This is a genomic window from Cupriavidus necator, assembly GCF_013141915.1.
Classification (GTDB): Bacteria; Pseudomonadota; Gammaproteobacteria; order Burkholderiales; family Burkholderiaceae; genus Cupriavidus; species Cupriavidus necator_B.
Window position 1 is genome coordinate 144338 of record NZ_SROX01000010.1, and the last position, 16451, is coordinate 160788.

Here is a 16451-nt window from a genome sequence, read left to right on the forward strand (position 1 = left end):
CTCAGTCCAGCTTGATTTCGGCAGCCTTGGCCACGCGAGCGTAACGGGCCATGGCCTGCTGGATCTGGGCCTTGAACTGTTCCGGCGTGGTCGGCACCAGGGTGCCGCCGGACTCTTCCACCTTGCGCTTGAACTCAGGGTTCTGCATGGCCTTGTGAATAGCCTGGTTCAGCCTGCCGACAATGGCGGGCGGCGTATTGGCGGGCGCCACAATACCGAACCAGCCGCCCTCGCCCATGTCCTTGAAGCCCAGTTCGGCGTAGGTCGGCACGTTGGGCAGCTGCGCGGAACGGGCCGCGCCCAGCACCGCCAGCGCGCGCAGCCGGCCAGCCTTCACGTGCGGAAGCGTCGAGGACAGGTTATCGGTAATTGCGTTTACCTGGCCTGCCACGGCGTCGTTCAGCGCCAGCCCGGCGCCCTTGTAGGGCACATGCAACAGGTCGATCTTGGCCAGCATCATGAAGTTCTCGATGTTGACATGGCCCAGCGAGCCGGCACCCGGCGAGGCGAAGCTGTACTTGCGGGGGTTGGCCTTGGCAAGCGCGATGAACTCTTGCATGGTCTTGGCCGGCACGCTTGGATGCACCGCGAACACGCTGGGGATCGCCACCACGTTGGTGACCGGGGCAAAGTCCTTGATCGGGTCGTACTTAAGCTTGGGGTACACGGCCGGATTGGAGCCATGGGTGCTGACCGTGGCCATGCCGATGGTGTAACCATCCGGCGCGGCATTGGCGACCTGCTCCATGCCCAGGGAACCGCCGGCGCCGCCCTTGTTTTCCACGACGATCGACTGGCCCAGCTCGCGGCCAGCAAACTCGGCCACCAGGCGAGCCGACAAGTCGGTAGAACCGCCCGCGGCAAATGGCACAATCAGCCGGATCGGCCGGGTCGGGTAGCTGGCCTGCGCCAGCGCGCTGCCGGCAAAGACCAGCGTGGCGGTCGCGGCGGTGCCAGTTAGCAGCAGCTGGCGGCGGGACATCCGGGCTCGAATCATGGAGCTTCTCCTGTTGGTGTTGTGCATGAATCGGGCGAGTGTCAGCCGTTTACCGGTTGTGCGCAAACGACTATATTGCACTTTTGCATTACCAAAGATCATCCTTGCGCCGGGCTTGCGGGAGATGACCGTCCTTCCGCCCCTCCCCTGCGTCCTCCATGCGGCTGCATTCCCCTTCAATGTCCGAGTTGCACGCCTTTGCCACCGCGGCGCGGCTGGGCAGCTTTACCCGCGCGGCGGAAGAACTGTGCGTGACGCAGGGTGCGATCAGCCGCGCCATCGCCCGGCTGGAAGCGCATTTCGGCCAGCCGCTGCTGCAGCGCAACGCCCACCGGCTGGGGCTGACCGACGTGGGCCGGGAATTGCTCGATGCCGTGGCCGAACCGCTCGCCGCCATCGAACACGCCAGCGCCACCTTGCGCGCCGGAGACCGCCGGCACCATCTGACCCTGTCCGTGGTGCCCACGCTCGCCAGCGTCTGGCTAGTGCCGCGGCTGCCGGATTTCCACCGCCGCCATCCGGAAATCCGGCTCGACTTCGTCCCCTACCAGCGCGACGAAGACTTGTCCGGTCCCTCTCCTGATGCCGCCATCCTGGCTGGCGAAGCCGGCAAGTGGCCTGGCCTGCAAGTGGACTACGTGGTCGGCCGCGAAATGGTGCCGGTCTGCCACCCCGACCGCGCCCGCGCCCGGCGCGAGGCCGGCCGCTGGCAGTCTCCCGCGGAGCTGCTGGACGAGCCCCTGCTCTACCACACCACCGCCCCGGCGAACTGGCAAAACTGGCTGCAGGCGGCCGGCGTACCCAACGCTGCGCCCCGCTTATCCACAGCGTTCGATCAGGTCTCGATCCTGATCCAGGCCGTGCGCGCGGACATGGGCGTGGCGGTGCTGCAGCGCTGCCTGGTGCGCGAGGAAATTGCGGCCGGACGCGTGGCGGCACCGTTTGACCTGCCGATTACGCTGCAACGCGGCTATTTTTTGTGTGCGCCGAAGGAACGGCGCGAGCATGGCGCGCTGAATTGCTTCCGCGCGTGGCTGCTGGAAACGGCGGCTGAGGATACGGCCAGAGAAAACGCGACCTTATTCAGTGGATGAAATTCGCCGATTAAGTCATGCGCGAAAAAATTCGTCGCGCGAATTACCTTGGTTCTTGTCATCCACTAGATGGATGAAATTCGCCAATGACTGCATAGTTACATTTGTCAGCTGAATAAATAGCTCGCTGGGAGTGTCTCCACGTACCCTCACAGGTCAAAGGCCCCAAAAATCAGGTTATCCCCAAAGTTATTCACACCACCAATAACAAAGGGCCCGTCTGCACGGACCCTCATTCTTCCAGCGAAAGAGAGGCTATCTACGCCGCCTTTTTTGCCAATCCAAGATAGGTTTCGATCACCTTCGGGTTCGCCGCCAACTCACCGGCCGGTCCCTCCATGGCCATGTCGCCGGTCTCGATCACATAGCCGTAATCCGCTACCTGCAGCGCCGCGCGGGCGTTCTGCTCGATCAGCAGCGTGGCCACGCCAGTCTGGCGCAGATTGCTGATGATGTGAAAGATCTCCTTGACGATCAGCGGAGCCAGGCCAAGGCTGGGCTCGTCCAGCATCAGCAACCGCGGCTTGGCCATCAGCGCGCGGCCCACCGCCAGCATCTGGCGCTCGCCGCCGGAGAGCGTGCCGGCGTCCTGGCGGGCGCGCTCGCGCAGTCGCGGGAACAGGTCGTAGACCACGTCCATCTGGTCCAGGTAGTTCTTCTCACCGGCGCGCTTGCGGCGGAAGGCGCCGAGCTGCAGGTTGTCCTCGACCGTCATCGACGCGAACAGCTCTCGCTTTTCCGGCACCAGGCACATGCCGCGCGCGACGCGCCCCTCCACCGGGATGCCGGCCATGTCGTGGCCCAGATAGCTGACCGCGCCGCTGGACGACCCGGTTACCGGCAGCGCACCCATGATCGCATTGAGCATGGTCGACTTGCCGGCGCCGTTCGGGCCAATTACGGTGACGATGCGGCCGGCCTCCACCTTCAGGTTGGCGCCGTGCACCGCTTCCACTTTGCCGTAGCGCACGTGGAGGTCCTTCACTTCCAGAATCGGGCTCATGTCAGGTCCTTACTCCACGCCGCCGAGGTAGGCTTCCAGCACCGCCGGGTTCTTCTGCACTTCCTCGGGCACGCCCTCGGCGATGCGCGACCCGAACTCCATCACCACCAGCCGGTCAGTGAGGTTCATCACGAAGTCCATGTCGTGCTCGACCAGCAGCACGCTCATGCCTTCGCCACGCAGCTTGCGCAACAGCTCGGCCAGCGCCTGCTTTTCCTTGTAGCGCAGCCCCGCGGCAGGCTCGTCGAGCAGCAGCAGGGCCGGGTCGCAGCACAGCGCGCGCGCAATCTCCAGGATGCGCTGCTGGCCCAGTGCCAGGCTGCCGGCTTCCATGTACATGCAGTCGGCCAGGCCGACGCGCTCCAGCTGCCGCTTCGCTTCAAACAGCAGCTTCTCTTCCTCGACCTTGTTCATGCGCAGGATCGCGGCGCAGACGCCGCCCTGCGCGCGGAAGTCGCCGCGCAGGTGCGCGCCGATGGCCACGTTCTCCAGCACCGTCATGGTCGGCAGCAGGTGCACGTGCTGGAAGGTGCGGCCGATGCCACGCTTGACGATCTCGCGCGACGGCAGGCCCGAGATCACTTCACCGCGGTAGCGCACCTCGCCGCCCGAGACCGGCAGCACGCCGGTCACCAGGTTGAACGTGGTGGACTTGCCCGCGCCATTGGGGCCGATCAGGCCGATGATTTCTCCGGCCCGCACCTGGAAGCTGACATCGTTTACCGCGACCAGCCCGCCGAACTGCTTGCGCGCGGCGCGCACGTCCAGGATCAGCTCGCCCGCCTCGGGCTTCTGGCGCACCGCCAGCGCCGCGGCCTGGCCCGGCGCCAGCACCGGCGGCCCCGACGGCACCAGGCGGCGCAGGAACGGCCAGATGCCATCGCGCGCATACTGCAGCAGCAGCACCAGCAGCACGCCGAAGACGATGATCTCGAAGTTGCCGTTGGCGCCGAGCAGCCTGGGCAGCACGCCCTGCAGCACGTCCTTCAGGATGGTCAGGATGCCCGCGCCCAAGACTGCGCCCCACACGTGCCCGACTCCGCCGACCACCGCCATGAACAGATACTCGATGCCGTAGTTCAGGCCGAACGGCGTCGGGTTAACCGCGCGCTGCAGGTGCGCGTACAGGAAGCCCGACACGCATGCCAGGATCGCCGCGACCACGAAGATCACCACCTTCATCCACGCGGTGTTCACGCCCATGGCCTCGGCCATCACGCCGCCGCCCTTGAGCGCGCGGATGGCACGCCCCGGGCGCGAGTTCAGCAGGTTCTGCATCGCCAGCACCGCCAGCAGCACCACCGCCCAGATCAGGTAGAACATCGCACGCCCGGACTGCAGTTCGATGCCGAAGAACGACAGCACCGGGATGCCGTTGAGCCCGTCATACTTGCCCAGGAACTCCAGGTTGCCGAACAGGAAGAACAGCGACAGGCCCCAGGCGATGGTCGCCAGCGGCAGGTAGTGTCCCGACATGCGCATCGTGATCAGCCCGATCACATAGGCCGAGGCCATCGTGATCACCAGTCCCACCAGCAGCCCGAACCACGGCGACAGCCCGAACTGCGTGGTCAGGTACGCGGTGCTGTACGCGCCCAGCCCCACGAACGCCGCCTGCCCGAACGAGGTCATGCCGCCCACGCCGGTCAGCAGCACCAGCCCGATCGCGACGATGCTGTAGAGCCCGATGTAGTTGCCCAGCGTGATCCAGAACTCCGGCGTCGGCAGCACCGGCAGCAGCGCCAGCACCACCATGAAGGCCACCACCAGCAGCCGGTTGCGGTTCAGCCGTGCGCGGCTGCCGGCCTCGGCGCCGGCCACGCGCGCCTGCTTGTCGGTCAGCATGGTCATGGCTTATTCCTCCTCCTCGACATGCTTGCTCGTCAGCGAGCGCCACAGCAGTACCGGGATGATCAGTGTGAAGACGATGACCTCCTTGAACGCGCTGGCCCAGAAGGACGAATACGATTCCAGCAGGCCCACCAGCAGCGCACCGAGCGCCGCCACCGGGTAGCTCACCAGGCCGCCAACGATGGCGCCAACAAAGCCCTTCAGGCCCACCAGGAAACCCGACTCGTAGTACACCGTGGTCAGCGGCGCGATCAGGATGCCGCACAGCGCTCCCATCGCCGCCGCCAGCGTGAACGACAGGCGCCCCGCCTGCGTGGTGCCGATGCCGACCAGGCGCGCGCCCAGCCGGTTCACCGCGGTCGCACGCAGCGCCTTGCCCTGCAGCGTGCGCTCGAAGTAAAAGTACAGCGCACCGATCAGCAGGGCCGACACCGCCACCACCCACAGACTCTGTCCCGAGATGCTGAGCGCGCCGACCTCGAAGCGCGCATCCGAAAACGCATTGGTGCGCGAGCCCTCGGCGCCGAACATCACCAGCCCCAGCCCCACCAGTGCAAAGTGCACGCCCACCGAGACGATCAGCAGCACCAGCGTGCTGGCTTCGGCCAGCGGCTGGTAGGCCAGCCGGTACAGCATCGGCCCCAGCGGAATGATGATCAGCAGCGTCAGTGCGACTTGCGCCAGCATCGGCAGCGGCTGCGCGCCGTATTGCTGTGTCACCCAGTGCACCGCGAGCGGAAACACCAGGTACTTGCCGGCCAGCACCGCCAGCCGCTGGCCCAGCGTGCGCCGCAGTTCCGCGCTGCGCAGCACCGTCACCGTCTCATAGAGAAAAGTCAGCACGCCCATCGCCAGCAGCAGCCAGCTGGTCTGCGGTGCATGGCCGGCCTGCATCGCCGCCAGCGTCAACGCGCCATAGGCAACAAACTCCCCTTGCGGGATAAAGATGACGCGGGTCACCGAGAACACCAGTACCAGCGCCAGTGCCAGCAACGCGTAGATCGCGCCCGAGGTGATGCCGTCCTGCGCCAGGATGGCGGCGATAGATAGGTCCATTGTCTCCCCGTATCGTTGGAAAGCCTGCCTGCATCGAACGGGGTCGGCGGGGGCGCCGACGGCCGACAGGGTGGTGCGCTTCGGATTACGAAATAGTAAACGGGTTGCGCATTGCGGAAATACAGAGCAACCCTAGGTTGGCGCGGGCGGCGCTCCGCCCGCGTGGCAGAAAAAAGGGCGCATGGTCAGCCATGCGCCCTGCTTCACTGCGAGTCCGGCATGCCTCGCCGGCCGGCTCCAGACGCGTGGTTCAGCCGCTTATTTCAGCAGCTTCCACTTGCCGTCGACGATCTGCACCATCACGCGCGCGCGCTGGTCGAAGCCCAGGTGGTCGGTGGCGCTCATGTTCATGATGCCATGCGATACCGGCAGGTTCCTGGTCTGCTCCATCGCATCGCGCAGTGCCTTGCGGAATTCCTTGGTGCCCGGCTGGCCCTTCTTCAGCGCCTCGGGAATGGCATGCTGCAGGATCAGGCCCGCATCCCAGGCATGACCGCCAAAGGTCGACACCTGCCCGCCAAAGGCCTTCTCATAGGCGGTCTTGTAGGTCAGCGCCGGCTTTTTCACCGGATTGCTGTCGGGCAGCTGCTCGGCCACCAGCAGCGGGCCGGCGGGCAGGAACGTGCCTTCGCAATCCTTGCCGCATACGCGCAGGAAGTCGGCATTGGCCACGCCGTGGGTCTGGTAGATCTTGCCCTTGTAGCCGCGCTCCTTGAGCGTCTTGGCCGGCAGCGCCGCGGGCGTGCCCGACCCGGCGATCAGCACGGCGTCGGCGTTCGCGCCCATCATCTTCAGCACCTGTCCGGTGACCGAGGTATCGGTACGGGCAAAGCGCTCGTTGGCGACGACCTTGATCTTGCGCAGTTCGGCCACCTTGGCGAATTCCTGCGCCCAGCTATCGCCGTAGGCATCTGCAAAGCCGATGAACGCCACCGTCTTCACGTTGTTGTTGCCCATGTGCTCGGCAATGGCGGTGGCCATGTGCGAGTCGTTCTGCGGGGTCTTGAAGACCCATGCGCGCTTGGCGTCCATGGGCTCGATGATGCGGGCCGAGGCCGCCATGGTGATCATCGGGGTCTCGTTCTCGGCCACCACGTCAACCATCGCCAGCGAGTTCGGCGTAACGGTCGAACCCACCATCACGTCGACCTTGTCCTCGCTGATCAGCTTGCGCGTGTTCTTGACCGCCGTGGTCGTGTCCGAGGCATCGTCCAGGACGACGTACTCGATCTTCTTGCCCGCGATCTCCTTGGGCATCAGCGTGAAGGTGTTCTTTTCCGGAATGCCCAGCGATGCCGCCGGACCCGTGGCCGACACCGTTACCCCGACCTTGACCTGCGCCTGGGCGACTCCGGCAACCAGGCTGGCCGCAGCGATTGCCAGCAGGCTGGCGCGCTTGAAATCCATCTTGTCTCCTTCGGTTCCTGAAACGGAAAAGGCATCCGTCCGGCGTCCGCCGGCGGATGCCCATTTTTTGGACCCCTCGGGTCAACGCAGGCACATCGCCGGCACCTGCGCTACAACCAGGAACAGCACCAGGCCGTTCCCCAATTTCCCGTCCACGCCACTCCCCCGGAAAGGCGCTTCGGCCATTCACCGACCGCTCGGTCGGGAATGCGGATCGAGTCTATCACAGCACCCTGGCGCGAACAGCGAGGACTAACCCGCATCGCCCGCCCAGCCTGGCTTCGCCGTCAGCGCACGAAAGCGTCCCAGGCGGTCTTCACGATCAGCGCGCTGACCACCACGATAAACACCTTGCGCACAAAGGCGCTGCCGTGTCGCAGCGCCAGCTTGCTGCCCACCTGGCTGCCGGCGACGTTGGCCACGGCCATCACCAGGCCCAGCTGCCACCAGATATGGCCCTTGCTGGCGAGCAGCAACAGTGCCGCGAGGTTGGTTGCCAGGTTGACCAGCTTGGTCGACGCGGCCGCATGCAGGAAGTCATAGCCGAACACCCGCACGAACACGATCATCAGAAAACTGCCGGTGCCCGGGCCGAACACGCCGTCATAAAAGCCGAGCACGGCGCCCGCCAGCAGCGCCGCCCCGCGTTCGCGCCAGCCTGCCAGCGTGGGCGCGTGCTCGGTGCCGAGGTCTTTCTTGGCGACGGTATACACCAGCAGCACCACCAGCACGAAGGGCAGCGCCTTGCGCAGCGGCTCGGCCGGGATCATGGTCAGCGCCCAGGCGCCGGCCATCGAGAACACAAAAGCCGCCACCACCGCCGGCGCTGTCGCGCCCCAGTAGATGCGCACGCTGCGGCCGTAGCGCAGCGCCGCGCTGGCGGTGCCCGCGATCGAACCGACCTTGTTGGTGCCCAGCAGCGTGGCCGGCGCAAGGTTGGGATAGGCCGAGAACAGCGCCGGGATCTGGACCAGCCCGCCGCCACCGGCGACCGCGTCGATCAGGCCGGCAAGAAAGGCGGCAGCCGCCAGGAATGCGAATTCCGTCATTGCAGGAAAGCGAAAATGGGAAAAGGGGGGAAAAATCAGGAAGGACCGGGACTGCGTTTCCGGCATACCGCCGGCCAGGGGGGAATCAACCCAGTACCTTGGCCGCCGGCACCAGGCTGCGGTGCCACATGCCGTTGCCATGGAGGCGGAAGCCGGGCGGCGCGCCGCCGTGGCCTGCCACCAGCCCCGGCGCCAGCAGCGCGTGGCGGATGCCGTGCGCGCGGCCCCAGTCGGCCAGCGTGGCGCAGCAGGCTTCCAGACAAACGTGGCGGGTGGCCGCTTCCAGCCCCGGCAGCACCCACCACTCAATGGCGCAGGCGGCAAGGCCCGCAAGTTCGAGGCTGGGCAGCAAGGCCACCGGCAAGCAGGCAAGCAGACGATCCTGGTCCGGCGCGCAGGCCAGCAGGCAGATACCGCGCCCCGACTGGGCCAGCAGGTCGCCCAGCATCAGCTGCCGGGCGCGCGCGGCGGGTACGGGCAAGGGCTGGAGCTGGTCCAGCCAGTCCGCTACCGGGGCAGCGTCGGCACCCTGTCCCAGGCGTACCCGGACCTGCGGCGCGGCGGCGCTGCTCGGGTGCGCAACGGTCGGGGACGGATCGGGGGGAACGGTGGCGGACATGGGCGGGCAGCAAAGAGCGCCCGCATTGTCGCATGCGCAAGGCCGCGAGGTGATGCCGATGCAGCATAAGCGCCCCAAGTTGGGGCGAAGTCATCACAACGAAAGTGCGAAGCCCAAATGAAAAAAGCGTTGCCGAGGATCACCCGGCAACGCCCTTTATTTTATAACGCTGCTACCCGACACCGGGTGCGCGCCTGTCGTCTCCTCGCTTCCGCCTCCATTTAACCTGCGAAAACCGTATATGGAATGTAACGAAGCGGTGCATCGAGGACAAGCTAGAAAAAACCCTAGCCCCAGATTCGGGCATGTCGACCAGCGGTCACTCCCGCCGCCCGCTGTGGCCCCCGAAGCGCGCCAGCAGCTCGCCCATGATGCCCCGGCGGAAGGTCAGCACGCAGATCACGAAGATCACGCCGGTCACCATCGTCACCGACTCGCCCAGCGTGCCGAACCACGATAGACCGGTCACCGATGCCAGGAAGTTGCCGATGTCGCCCAGCTTGTTCTCGAGCGCCACGATTACGAACGCGCCGACGATCGGGCCCGACAACGTACCGAGGCCGCCGACCAGCGTCATCAGGATCACCGATCCCGACATCGACCAGTGCACGTCGGTCAGCGTCTCGAAGCCCAGCACCAGCGCCTTGATCGAGCCGGCCAACCCCGACAGCGCCGCCGACAGCACGAACGCGGTCAGCTTGAAGCGGTCGACGTCATAGCCCAGCGACACCGCGCGCGGCTCATTCTCCTTGATCGCCTTCAGGATCTGCCCGAACGGCGAATGCACCGTGCGCACGATCAGCGCGAAGGCCACCACGATGATCACCAGCGCCACGTAGTACAGCGTCAGGTCATCCGACAACGACAGCACGCCGAACAGCTTGCCGCGCGGAATGCCCTGCAGCCCGTCCTCGCCGCCGGTGAACGGCGCCTGCAGGCAGATGAAGAACAGCATCTGCGCCAGCGCCAGCGTGATCATCGAGAAGTAGATGCCCTGGCGCCGGATCGCCAGCGAACCCACCACGTAGCCGATCAGCGCGCCCGTGGCGGTGCCCAGGATCAGGCCGACCTCGGGCGTCACGCCCCACACCTTCATCGCATGGCCGGCCGCGTAACCGGCGCCGCCGAAGAACGCCGCATGGCCGAACGACAGCAGCCCGGTGTAGCCGATCAGCAGGTTGAAGGCGCACGCAAACAGCGCGAAGCACAGCACCTTGAGCACGAACACCGGGTACGCCCCGGCCAGCGGTGCGGCCAGCAGTGCCAGCAGCAGCAATCCGTACAACAGTTTCTTCTGCACGCCTTGTCCCTTTCCTGCCTTGCCCGAGTTGGCCGCCACGCTCGATGGCGTCGATGATGTCGAGGGTGCGCTCATCACTTCTCCTTGCCGAACAGCCCGGCGGGGCGCAGCAGCAGCACGATCACCATGATGAAGAACACCACGGTCGCCGAGGCTTCCGGATAGAACACCTTGGTCAGGCCCTCGACCACGCCCAGCCCGAGGCCGGTCAGGATCGAGCCCATGATCGAGCCCATGCCGCCGATCACCACCACCGCAAACACGACGATGATCAGGTTCTGCCCCATCAGCGGCGAGATCTGGATCACCGGCGCGGCCAGCACGCCGGCAAACGCGGCCAGCGCCACGCCGAAGCCGTAGGTCAGCGTCACCATCAGCGGCACGTTGACGCCGAAGGCCTCGACCATCTTGGGGTTCTCAGTGCCGGCGCGCAGGTACGCCCCCAGCTTTGTCTTCTCGATCACGTACCAGGTGGCAAAGCACACCGCCAGCGAAGCCACCACGACCCAGGCGCGGTAATTGGGCAGGATCATGAAGCCCAGGTCAGTGGCGCCCTGCAGCGCGTCCGGGGTCTGGTAGGGCAGGCCCGAGACGCCGTAGATCGAGCGGAAGATGCCTTCAATCACCAGCGTGATGCCCAGCGTCAGCAGCAGGCCGTAGATATGGTCGAGCTTGTAGATCCAGCGCAGCATGGTCTTCTCGATCACCACGCCCAGCGCGGCGACCACCAGCGGCGACAGCAGCAGCATGACCCAGTAATTGAGCCCGGCGTATTCCATGCCCATCCAGGCCAGCACCGCGCCCAGCATGAAGAGCGCGCCGTGCGCAAAGTTGATGACGTTGAGCAGGCCGAAGATCACCGCCAGGCCCAGGCTCAGCATCGCGTAAAAGGCGCCGTTGACCAGCCCCAGCAAGAGCTGGGAAAGCATGGCAGGCAGGGGGATTCCGAAGATGTCCATCGCGGTGGTTACTTGTTGCTGTGGTGAGCTCCCCTCTCCCGCCGTGCGGGAGAGGGGTTGGGGGTGAGGGTGGGCGCTGGCCAGACATGAGACTCCTGGCCTGACCGCGGTCCGGACTTTGCGCTGGCACGGCGCGTTCGTGCCGCCACACCATTGCGAACGCCTGCCCTCACCCCCGGCCCCTCTCCCGCTCGCGGGAGAGGGGAGCAAACCGGCCGGCTTGCTAACCGCCCAAGCCGGCTTTTCTTTTTACTTCTTCAACATCGCGCACTTCGACTCGGCCACCGTGGTGAAGGCCTGCTCGCCCGGGATGGTCGCAACCACCTTCAGGTAGTCCCACGGCTTCTTTGACTCTGCCGCCGTCTTCACCTGCATCAGGTACATGTCGTGGATGCCACGGCCGTCCTGGCGGATATAGCCCTTGGTGTAGAAGTCGTTGATCTTCATCTTCTTCAACTCCGCCATGACCTTGTCCGGATCGTCGGTCTTGGCGGCTTCCACCGCCTTCAGGTACGTGCTGGCCGCCGAGTAGTCCGCTGCCTGCAGGCTGCTTGGCATCTTCTTCATCTTGCCGAAGAAGCGGTTGGCGAACTTGCGGGTGTCGTCGTTCATGTCCCAGTACCAGCTGTCGGTCATCAGCAGGCCTTCGGTGTTCTTCAGCCCGAGGCTGTGCACATCGTTGATGAACATCAGCAGGCCGGCGATCTTCATCGTCTTGGTGATGCCAAATTCCTTGGCCGCCTTGATCGAGTTGATGGTGTCGCCGCCGGCGTTGGCCAGGCCCAGGATCTGTGCCTTGGACGCCTGCGCCTGCAGCAGGAACGACGAGAAGTCCGAGGCCGACAGCGGATGGCGCACCTGCCCCGCCACCGTGCCGCCGTTGGCCTTGACCACCGCCGCGGTATCGCTTTCCAGCGAGTGGCCGAAGGCGTAGTCGGCGGTCAGGAAGAACCACGACTTGCCGCCCTGCTTGACCACCGCGCTGCCGGTGCCTTTGGCCAGCGCCACCGTGTCATAGGCGTAGTGCACCGTGTACGGCGAGCACTCTTCGTTGGTCAGGCGCGCGGTGCCGGCGCCGATGTTGATGTAGACGCGTTTCTTCTCCGAAGCCACCTTGTTCATCGCCAGCGCGGTGCCCGAGTTGGTGCCGCCCAGCAGCATGTCCAGGCCCTGCTGGTCCATCCATTCGCGCGCCTTCGAGGCGGCGATGTCGGCCTTGTTCTGGTGGTCGGCCGAGACGATCTCGATGGGCTTGCCCAGCACCTTGCCGCCGCGGTCCTCGATCGCCATCTTGATGGCTTCCAGGCCGCCAGGGCCGTCGATGTCGGCATACAGGCCCGACATGTCGGTGATGTAGCCGATCTTGACGGTGTCGCCCGACACCTGTGCGGCAGCGCCGAACGACACTGCACCCATGGCAATGGCCGCCATCGCGGCCGCGAGCCGAGTCTTTTTCATTTCCGTGTCTCCTGATTTGCGGCGGCATGCGCGCCACCCGTTCCTGCCAACAAGCAACCATCGATCCGCATTGCGCGGATCAGACCCCGAGCAATTCATGCAGCACCGGCATCTTGGCCTGCAGCTCGCTGGCCGCGAAGCGTTCGACGATGGTGCCGTGCTCCATCACATAGAAGCGGTCTGCCAGCGGCGCGGCGAAGCGGAAGTTCTGCTCCACCATCACTACCGTGTAGCCCTTCTGCTTGAGCATCCGGATCATGCGCGCCAGCGCCTGCACGATCACCGGTGCCAGCCCTTCCGAGATCTCGTCGAGCAACAGCAGGTTGGCGCCGGTGCGCAGGATGCGCCCGACCGCCAGCATCTGCTGCTCGCCGCCCGACAGGCGCGTGCCCTGGCTCTGGCGGCGCTCCTTCAGGTTGGGGAACATCTCGTAGATGTCGGCCTCGCTCATGCCCTGGCTGGCGTCGGCGCCCTTGAGCACCGGCGGCAGCAGCAGGTTCTCTTCGCATGAGAGGCTGGAAAAGATGGCGCGCTCTTCCGGGCAATAGCCGATGCCGTAGTGCGCGATCTTGTGCGTCGGCAGGCCGATGGTCTCGTGGCCGTCGACCCGGATCGAGCCCTTGCGCGTGCCGGTCAGCCCCATGATCGCGCGCAGCGTGGTGGTGCGTCCGGCGCCGTTGCGGCCCAGCAGCGTGACCACCTCGCCGCGGTTCACGGTCAGGTCCACGCCGTGCAGGATGTGCGATTCGCCGTACCAGGCGTGCAGGCCCTTGATGTCCAGGGCGGGAGTATCCGCTGTGCTCATGTCTCGTCCCCGCTCAGTGCGCGCCCTGCAGTTCCGCGTCGGCGGTGCCCATGTAGGCCTCCATCACGCGCGGGTCCTTCGATACTTCCGCATACGGGCCTTCGGCCAGGATGGCGCCGCGCTGCAGCACCGTGATCTTGTCGGCGATCGACGAGACCACGCTCATGTTGTGCTCCACCATCAGGATGGTGCGGCCCGCCGAGACCTGCTTGATCAGCTGCGTAACGCGGTCCACGTCCTCGTGGCCCATGCCCTGCGTGGGCTCGTCGAGCAGCATCAGCTCGGGCTCCATCGCCAGCGTGGTGGCGATCTCCAGCGCGCGCTTGCGCCCGTACGGCAGGTTCACCGTGAGCGTGTGCGCGAACTCGGTCAGGCCCACCTGGTCAAGCAGCGCCATGGCGCGGTCGTTGAGCACGTCCAGCGAGCGCTCGCTGCGCCAGAACTGGTACGCGGTGCCCAGTTGCCGCTGCAGCCCGATGCGCACGTTCTCCATCACTGTCAGGTGCGGAAACACCGCCGAGATCTGGAACGAGCGGATCACGCCGCGCCGCGCGATCTGCGCCGGCTTTTCGCGAGTGATGTCGATGCCGTTGAAAAGAATGGTGCCGGTGGTCGGCTCCAGGAACTTGGTGAGGAGGTTGAAGCAGGTCGTCTTGCCGGCGCCGTTGGGGCCGATCAACGCATGGATCGACCCGCGGCGCACCCGCAGGTTGACGTCGCTCACCGCCGTGAACCCCTTGAACTCCTTGGTGAGGTTCCGCGTCTCCAGGATGGTTTCCTGCTGGTTCATGTCTCCTGCCCGCCCTCTTGCTGAACTGCCGGGGTGATGCCCGGCACTGACAATGGTCCGAACCGGCCTTGTAGGCCCTTTGCTGCCGCTTGTTCCGTCAGGGCTGCCGTGGTGGCGGCCATGCCTGCGGATTTTTATCGGTGCGGGGCGGCTCCCGCGAGGGCTGCGACGGCGACATGGGATGTGCGGCCGAAGCACCCTGTGAGGCGTCTATTGTGTGCGCCTGTTGCATCGCAAAACATCGGGGTTTGCACTATGAAACATGAACCAAGTGTCAGTTTTTTTGCGGCCGCACAAGCGGCGCAACCGGCGCATGGCATCCACCCCGTTGGCGGCCATGCGCCGTGCCGTTTCAAGCGCTTGCAACAACCGTCGCCGGCGCGGGCGAGGCGTGCGGCGGCGCCTCCACCGGACCTGCCCCTTGCGCGGCCGAGTCGCGATGCCTGCGGTCCTCGCGGATCATGTCGCTGGCGCGCTCCGCGATCATGATGGTCGGAGAATTGGTGTTGCCCGACGTGATCCGTGGCATCACCGACGCATCGACCACCCGCAGGCCGTCGAGGCCCAGCACGCGCAGCCGATGGTCGACCACCGCCATCGCATCGTCGGCGCGGCCCATCTTGCAGGTGCCGACCGGATGGAAGATGGTGGTGCCGATATTGCCTGCGGCTTCGGCCAGTTGCTCGTCGGTCTGGAAGGCCGGTCCCGGCAGCCATTCCTCAGGGCGGTACGGCGCCAGCGCCGGCGACGCCACGATGCGGCGCGTAAGCCGGATCGAATCGGCGGCAACCTTGCGGTCCTCGTCCGTCGACAGGTAGTTGGGCGCAATCACCGGCGCCTGGCGGAAGTCCGCGCTGCCGGCATGCACGCTGCCGCGCGAAGTCGGGCGCAGGTTGCAGGCGCTGGCGGTAAAGGCATTGAAGGCATGGAGCGGATCGCCAAACTTGTCCAGCGACAACGGCTGCACGTGGTACTCGACGTTGGGCCGCGCCTGCGACGGGTCCGAGCGCGCAAACGCGCCCAACTGCGATGGCGCCATGCTCATCGGGCCGCTCTGGTTGAACGCATATTGCACGCCGATGCAGAACTTGCCCCACAGGCTGGCGGCGCGCGTGTTCAGCGTGCGCACGCCGTTGACCTTGACCACGCTGCGCAGCTGCAGGTGGTCCTGCAGGTTCTCGCCCACGCCGGGCAGCGCGTGGCGCACCGGAATGCCCAGCGCCTGGAGCCGCTCGGCCTGGCCGATCCCCGACAGCTCCAGCAACTGCGGCGTGTTGACCGCGCCGGCGGCGAGGATCACCTCGTGCGTGGCCGCCGCCGTATGCGGGCGAGTGCCGCCGATATAGTTGACGCCGGTGCAGCGGCGCCCGTCGAAAGTCAGCCCGCTCACCTGCGCGCCGGTGACGATGGTCAGGTTGGGCCGCTCCGAGGCTCGCCGCAGGAACGCCTTGGCGGTGTTCCAGCGGATGCCGCGGCGCTGGTTCACCTCGAAATAGCCCACGCCGAAATTGTCGCCGCGGTTGAAGTCGTCGGTGCGCGGGATCCCGGCCTCTTCGGCGGCATCGGCAAAGCGCTCCAGGATGTCCCAGCGCAGCCGCTGTCCCTCCACGCGCCATTCGCCGCCGGCGCCGTGGAATTCGCTTGGGCCGCGGTGATGATCCTCGCTGCGCTTGAACAGCGGCAGCACGTTGTCCCAGCGCCAGCCATCGTCGCCGGTCAGCCGCGCCCACTCGTCATAGTCCTCGCGCTGGCCGCGCATATAGATCATGCCGTTGATCGACGAACAGCCGCCCAGCACGCGCCCGCGCGGATAGCCCAGCGAGCGCCCGTTCAGCCCCGCTTCGGCTTCGGTGCGATAGAGCCAGTCGGTGCGCGGGTTGCCGATGCAGTAGAGGTAGCCCACCGGAATATGGATCCAGTGGTAATCGTCCTTGCCGCCCGCTTCCAGCAGCAGCACGTTGATGTCCGGATCCTGCGTCAGCCGGTTCGCCAGGACACAGCCGGCCGAGCCGGCCCCCACGATGATGTAGTCGAATGTCTCCATGGCGCTCGTTGTCGTGATC

14 protein-coding genes are annotated in these 16451 nt (G+C 66.0%); 1 reads left to right on the forward strand and 13 read right to left on the reverse strand.

Annotation, left to right across the window (positions count from 1 at the left end; all coding sequences use genetic code 11):
• Position 1: 1 nt before the first annotated feature.
• Positions 2–997 (reverse strand): Bug family tripartite tricarboxylate transporter substrate binding protein, encoded by a 996-nt coding sequence (locus tag E5S69_RS19305; protein ID WP_171516242.1) that lies wholly within the window; start codon positions 995–997, stop codon positions 2–4.
• A 158-nt stretch (positions 998–1155) separates the two neighbouring features.
• On the opposite strand from E5S69_RS19305, the gene E5S69_RS19310 reads away from it, so the two are divergent.
• Positions 1156–2091 (forward strand): LysR substrate-binding domain-containing protein, encoded by a 936-nt coding sequence (locus E5S69_RS19310; RefSeq protein WP_171516243.1) that lies wholly within the window; start codon positions 1156–1158, stop codon positions 2089–2091.
• 259 nt (positions 2092–2350) lie between these two features.
• On the opposite strand, the gene E5S69_RS19315 is transcribed toward E5S69_RS19310, so the two are convergent.
• The 12 genes from E5S69_RS19315 to E5S69_RS19370 form a co-directional block, all read right to left on the reverse strand.
• The gene (locus E5S69_RS19315; protein ID WP_171516244.1) at positions 2351–3094 is read right to left on the reverse strand and encodes an ABC transporter ATP-binding protein; all 744 of its coding nucleotides are present in this window, start codon (positions 3092–3094) and stop codon (positions 2351–2353) included.
• A 9-nt stretch (positions 3095–3103) separates the two neighbouring features.
• The gene (locus E5S69_RS19320) at positions 3104–4945 is read right to left on the reverse strand and encodes an ABC transporter permease subunit (RefSeq protein WP_171516245.1); all 1842 of its coding nucleotides are present in this window, start codon (positions 4943–4945) and stop codon (positions 3104–3106) included.
• A gap of 3 nt (positions 4946–4948) precedes the next feature.
• Complete coding sequence (locus tag E5S69_RS19325; RefSeq protein ID WP_171516246.1) at positions 4949–6001, reverse strand: branched-chain amino acid ABC transporter permease; 1053 nt, start codon at positions 5999–6001, stop codon at positions 4949–4951.
• Positions 6002–6259: 258 nt separating this feature from the next.
• Positions 6260–7408 carry an ABC transporter substrate-binding protein gene (locus tag E5S69_RS19330; RefSeq protein ID WP_171516247.1) on the reverse strand — a complete coding sequence of 383 codons (1149 nt, stop codon included), beginning with the start codon at positions 7406–7408 and terminating at the stop codon, positions 6260–6262.
• Between the two features lie 287 nt (positions 7409–7695).
• A complete protein-coding gene (locus tag E5S69_RS19335) occupies positions 7696–8457 on the reverse strand; it encodes a sulfite exporter TauE/SafE family protein (RefSeq protein ID WP_171516248.1) in 762 nt (253 codons plus the stop codon).
• 85 nt (positions 8458–8542) lie between these two features.
• Entirely contained in the window at positions 8543–9076 is a 534-nt protein-coding gene (locus tag E5S69_RS19340) for a hypothetical protein (protein ID WP_171516249.1), read from the reverse strand.
• Positions 9077–9395: 319 nt separating this feature from the next.
• The gene (locus E5S69_RS19345) at positions 9396–10451 is read right to left on the reverse strand and encodes a branched-chain amino acid ABC transporter permease (protein WP_171516250.1); all 1056 of its coding nucleotides are present in this window, start codon (positions 10449–10451) and stop codon (positions 9396–9398) included.
• Positions 10451–11335 (reverse strand): branched-chain amino acid ABC transporter permease, encoded by an 885-nt coding sequence (locus tag E5S69_RS19350; protein ID WP_171516251.1) that lies wholly within the window; start codon positions 11333–11335, stop codon positions 10451–10453. The genes E5S69_RS19345 and E5S69_RS19350 overlap by 1 nt, the downstream gene beginning before the upstream one ends.
• Positions 11336–11584: 249 nt before the next feature.
• The gene (locus tag E5S69_RS19355; protein WP_171516252.1) at positions 11585–12793 is read right to left on the reverse strand and encodes an ABC transporter substrate-binding protein; all 1209 of its coding nucleotides are present in this window, start codon (positions 12791–12793) and stop codon (positions 11585–11587) included.
• A gap of 79 nt (positions 12794–12872) precedes the next feature.
• The gene (locus E5S69_RS19360; protein WP_171516253.1) at positions 12873–13598 is read right to left on the reverse strand and encodes an ABC transporter ATP-binding protein; all 726 of its coding nucleotides are present in this window, start codon (positions 13596–13598) and stop codon (positions 12873–12875) included.
• Between the two features lie 13 nt (positions 13599–13611).
• Positions 13612–14388 carry an ABC transporter ATP-binding protein gene (locus tag E5S69_RS19365; protein WP_171516254.1) on the reverse strand — a complete coding sequence of 259 codons (777 nt, stop codon included), beginning with the start codon at positions 14386–14388 and terminating at the stop codon, positions 13612–13614.
• 352 nt (positions 14389–14740) lie between these two features.
• Positions 14741–16432 carry a GMC family oxidoreductase gene (locus E5S69_RS19370; RefSeq protein WP_171516255.1) on the reverse strand — a complete coding sequence of 564 codons (1692 nt, stop codon included), beginning with the start codon at positions 16430–16432 and terminating at the stop codon, positions 14741–14743.
• Positions 16433–16451 lie beyond the last annotated feature (19 nt).

Bases quoted from the DNA above. Each gene is read 5' to 3' on its own strand.
- E5S69_RS19365 (WP_171516254.1), bottom strand. From the start codon at position 14,388: ATGAACCAGCAGGAAACCATCCTGGAGACGCGGAACCTCACCAAGGAG.
- E5S69_RS19345 (WP_171516250.1), bottom strand. From the start codon at position 10,451: ATGAGCGCACCCTCGACATCATCGACGCCATCGAGCGTGGCGGCCAAC.
- E5S69_RS19310 (WP_171516243.1), top strand. From the start codon at position 1,156: ATGCGGCTGCATTCCCCTTCAATGTCCGAGTTGCACGCCTTTGCCACC.
- E5S69_RS19350 (WP_171516251.1), bottom strand. From the start codon at position 11,335: ATGGACATCTTCGGAATCCCCCTGCCTGCCATGCTTTCCCAGCTCTTG.
- E5S69_RS19355 (WP_171516252.1), bottom strand. From the start codon at position 12,793: ATGAAAAAGACTCGGCTCGCGGCCGCGATGGCGGCCATTGCCATGGGT.
- E5S69_RS19305 (WP_171516242.1), bottom strand. From the start codon at position 997: ATGATTCGAGCCCGGATGTCCCGCCGCCAGCTGCTGCTAACTGGCACC.
- E5S69_RS19315 (WP_171516244.1), bottom strand. From the start codon at position 3,094: ATGAGCCCGATTCTGGAAGTGAAGGACCTCCACGTGCGCTACGGCAAA.
- E5S69_RS19335 (WP_171516248.1), bottom strand. From the start codon at position 8,457: ATGACGGAATTCGCATTCCTGGCGGCTGCCGCCTTTCTTGCCGGCCTG.
- E5S69_RS19330 (WP_171516247.1), bottom strand. From the start codon at position 7,408: ATGGATTTCAAGCGCGCCAGCCTGCTGGCAATCGCTGCGGCCAGCCTG.
- E5S69_RS19325 (WP_171516246.1), bottom strand. From the start codon at position 6,001: ATGGACCTATCTATCGCCGCCATCCTGGCGCAGGACGGCATCACCTCG.
- E5S69_RS19340 (WP_171516249.1), bottom strand. From the start codon at position 9,076: ATGTCCGCCACCGTTCCCCCCGATCCGTCCCCGACCGTTGCGCACCCG.
- E5S69_RS19320 (WP_171516245.1), bottom strand. From the start codon at position 4,945: ATGACCATGCTGACCGACAAGCAGGCGCGCGTGGCCGGCGCCGAGGCC.
- E5S69_RS19360 (WP_171516253.1), bottom strand. From the start codon at position 13,598: ATGAGCACAGCGGATACTCCCGCCCTGGACATCAAGGGCCTGCACGCC.
- E5S69_RS19370 (WP_171516255.1), bottom strand. From the start codon at position 16,432: ATGGAGACATTCGACTACATCATCGTGGGGGCCGGCTCGGCCGGCTGT.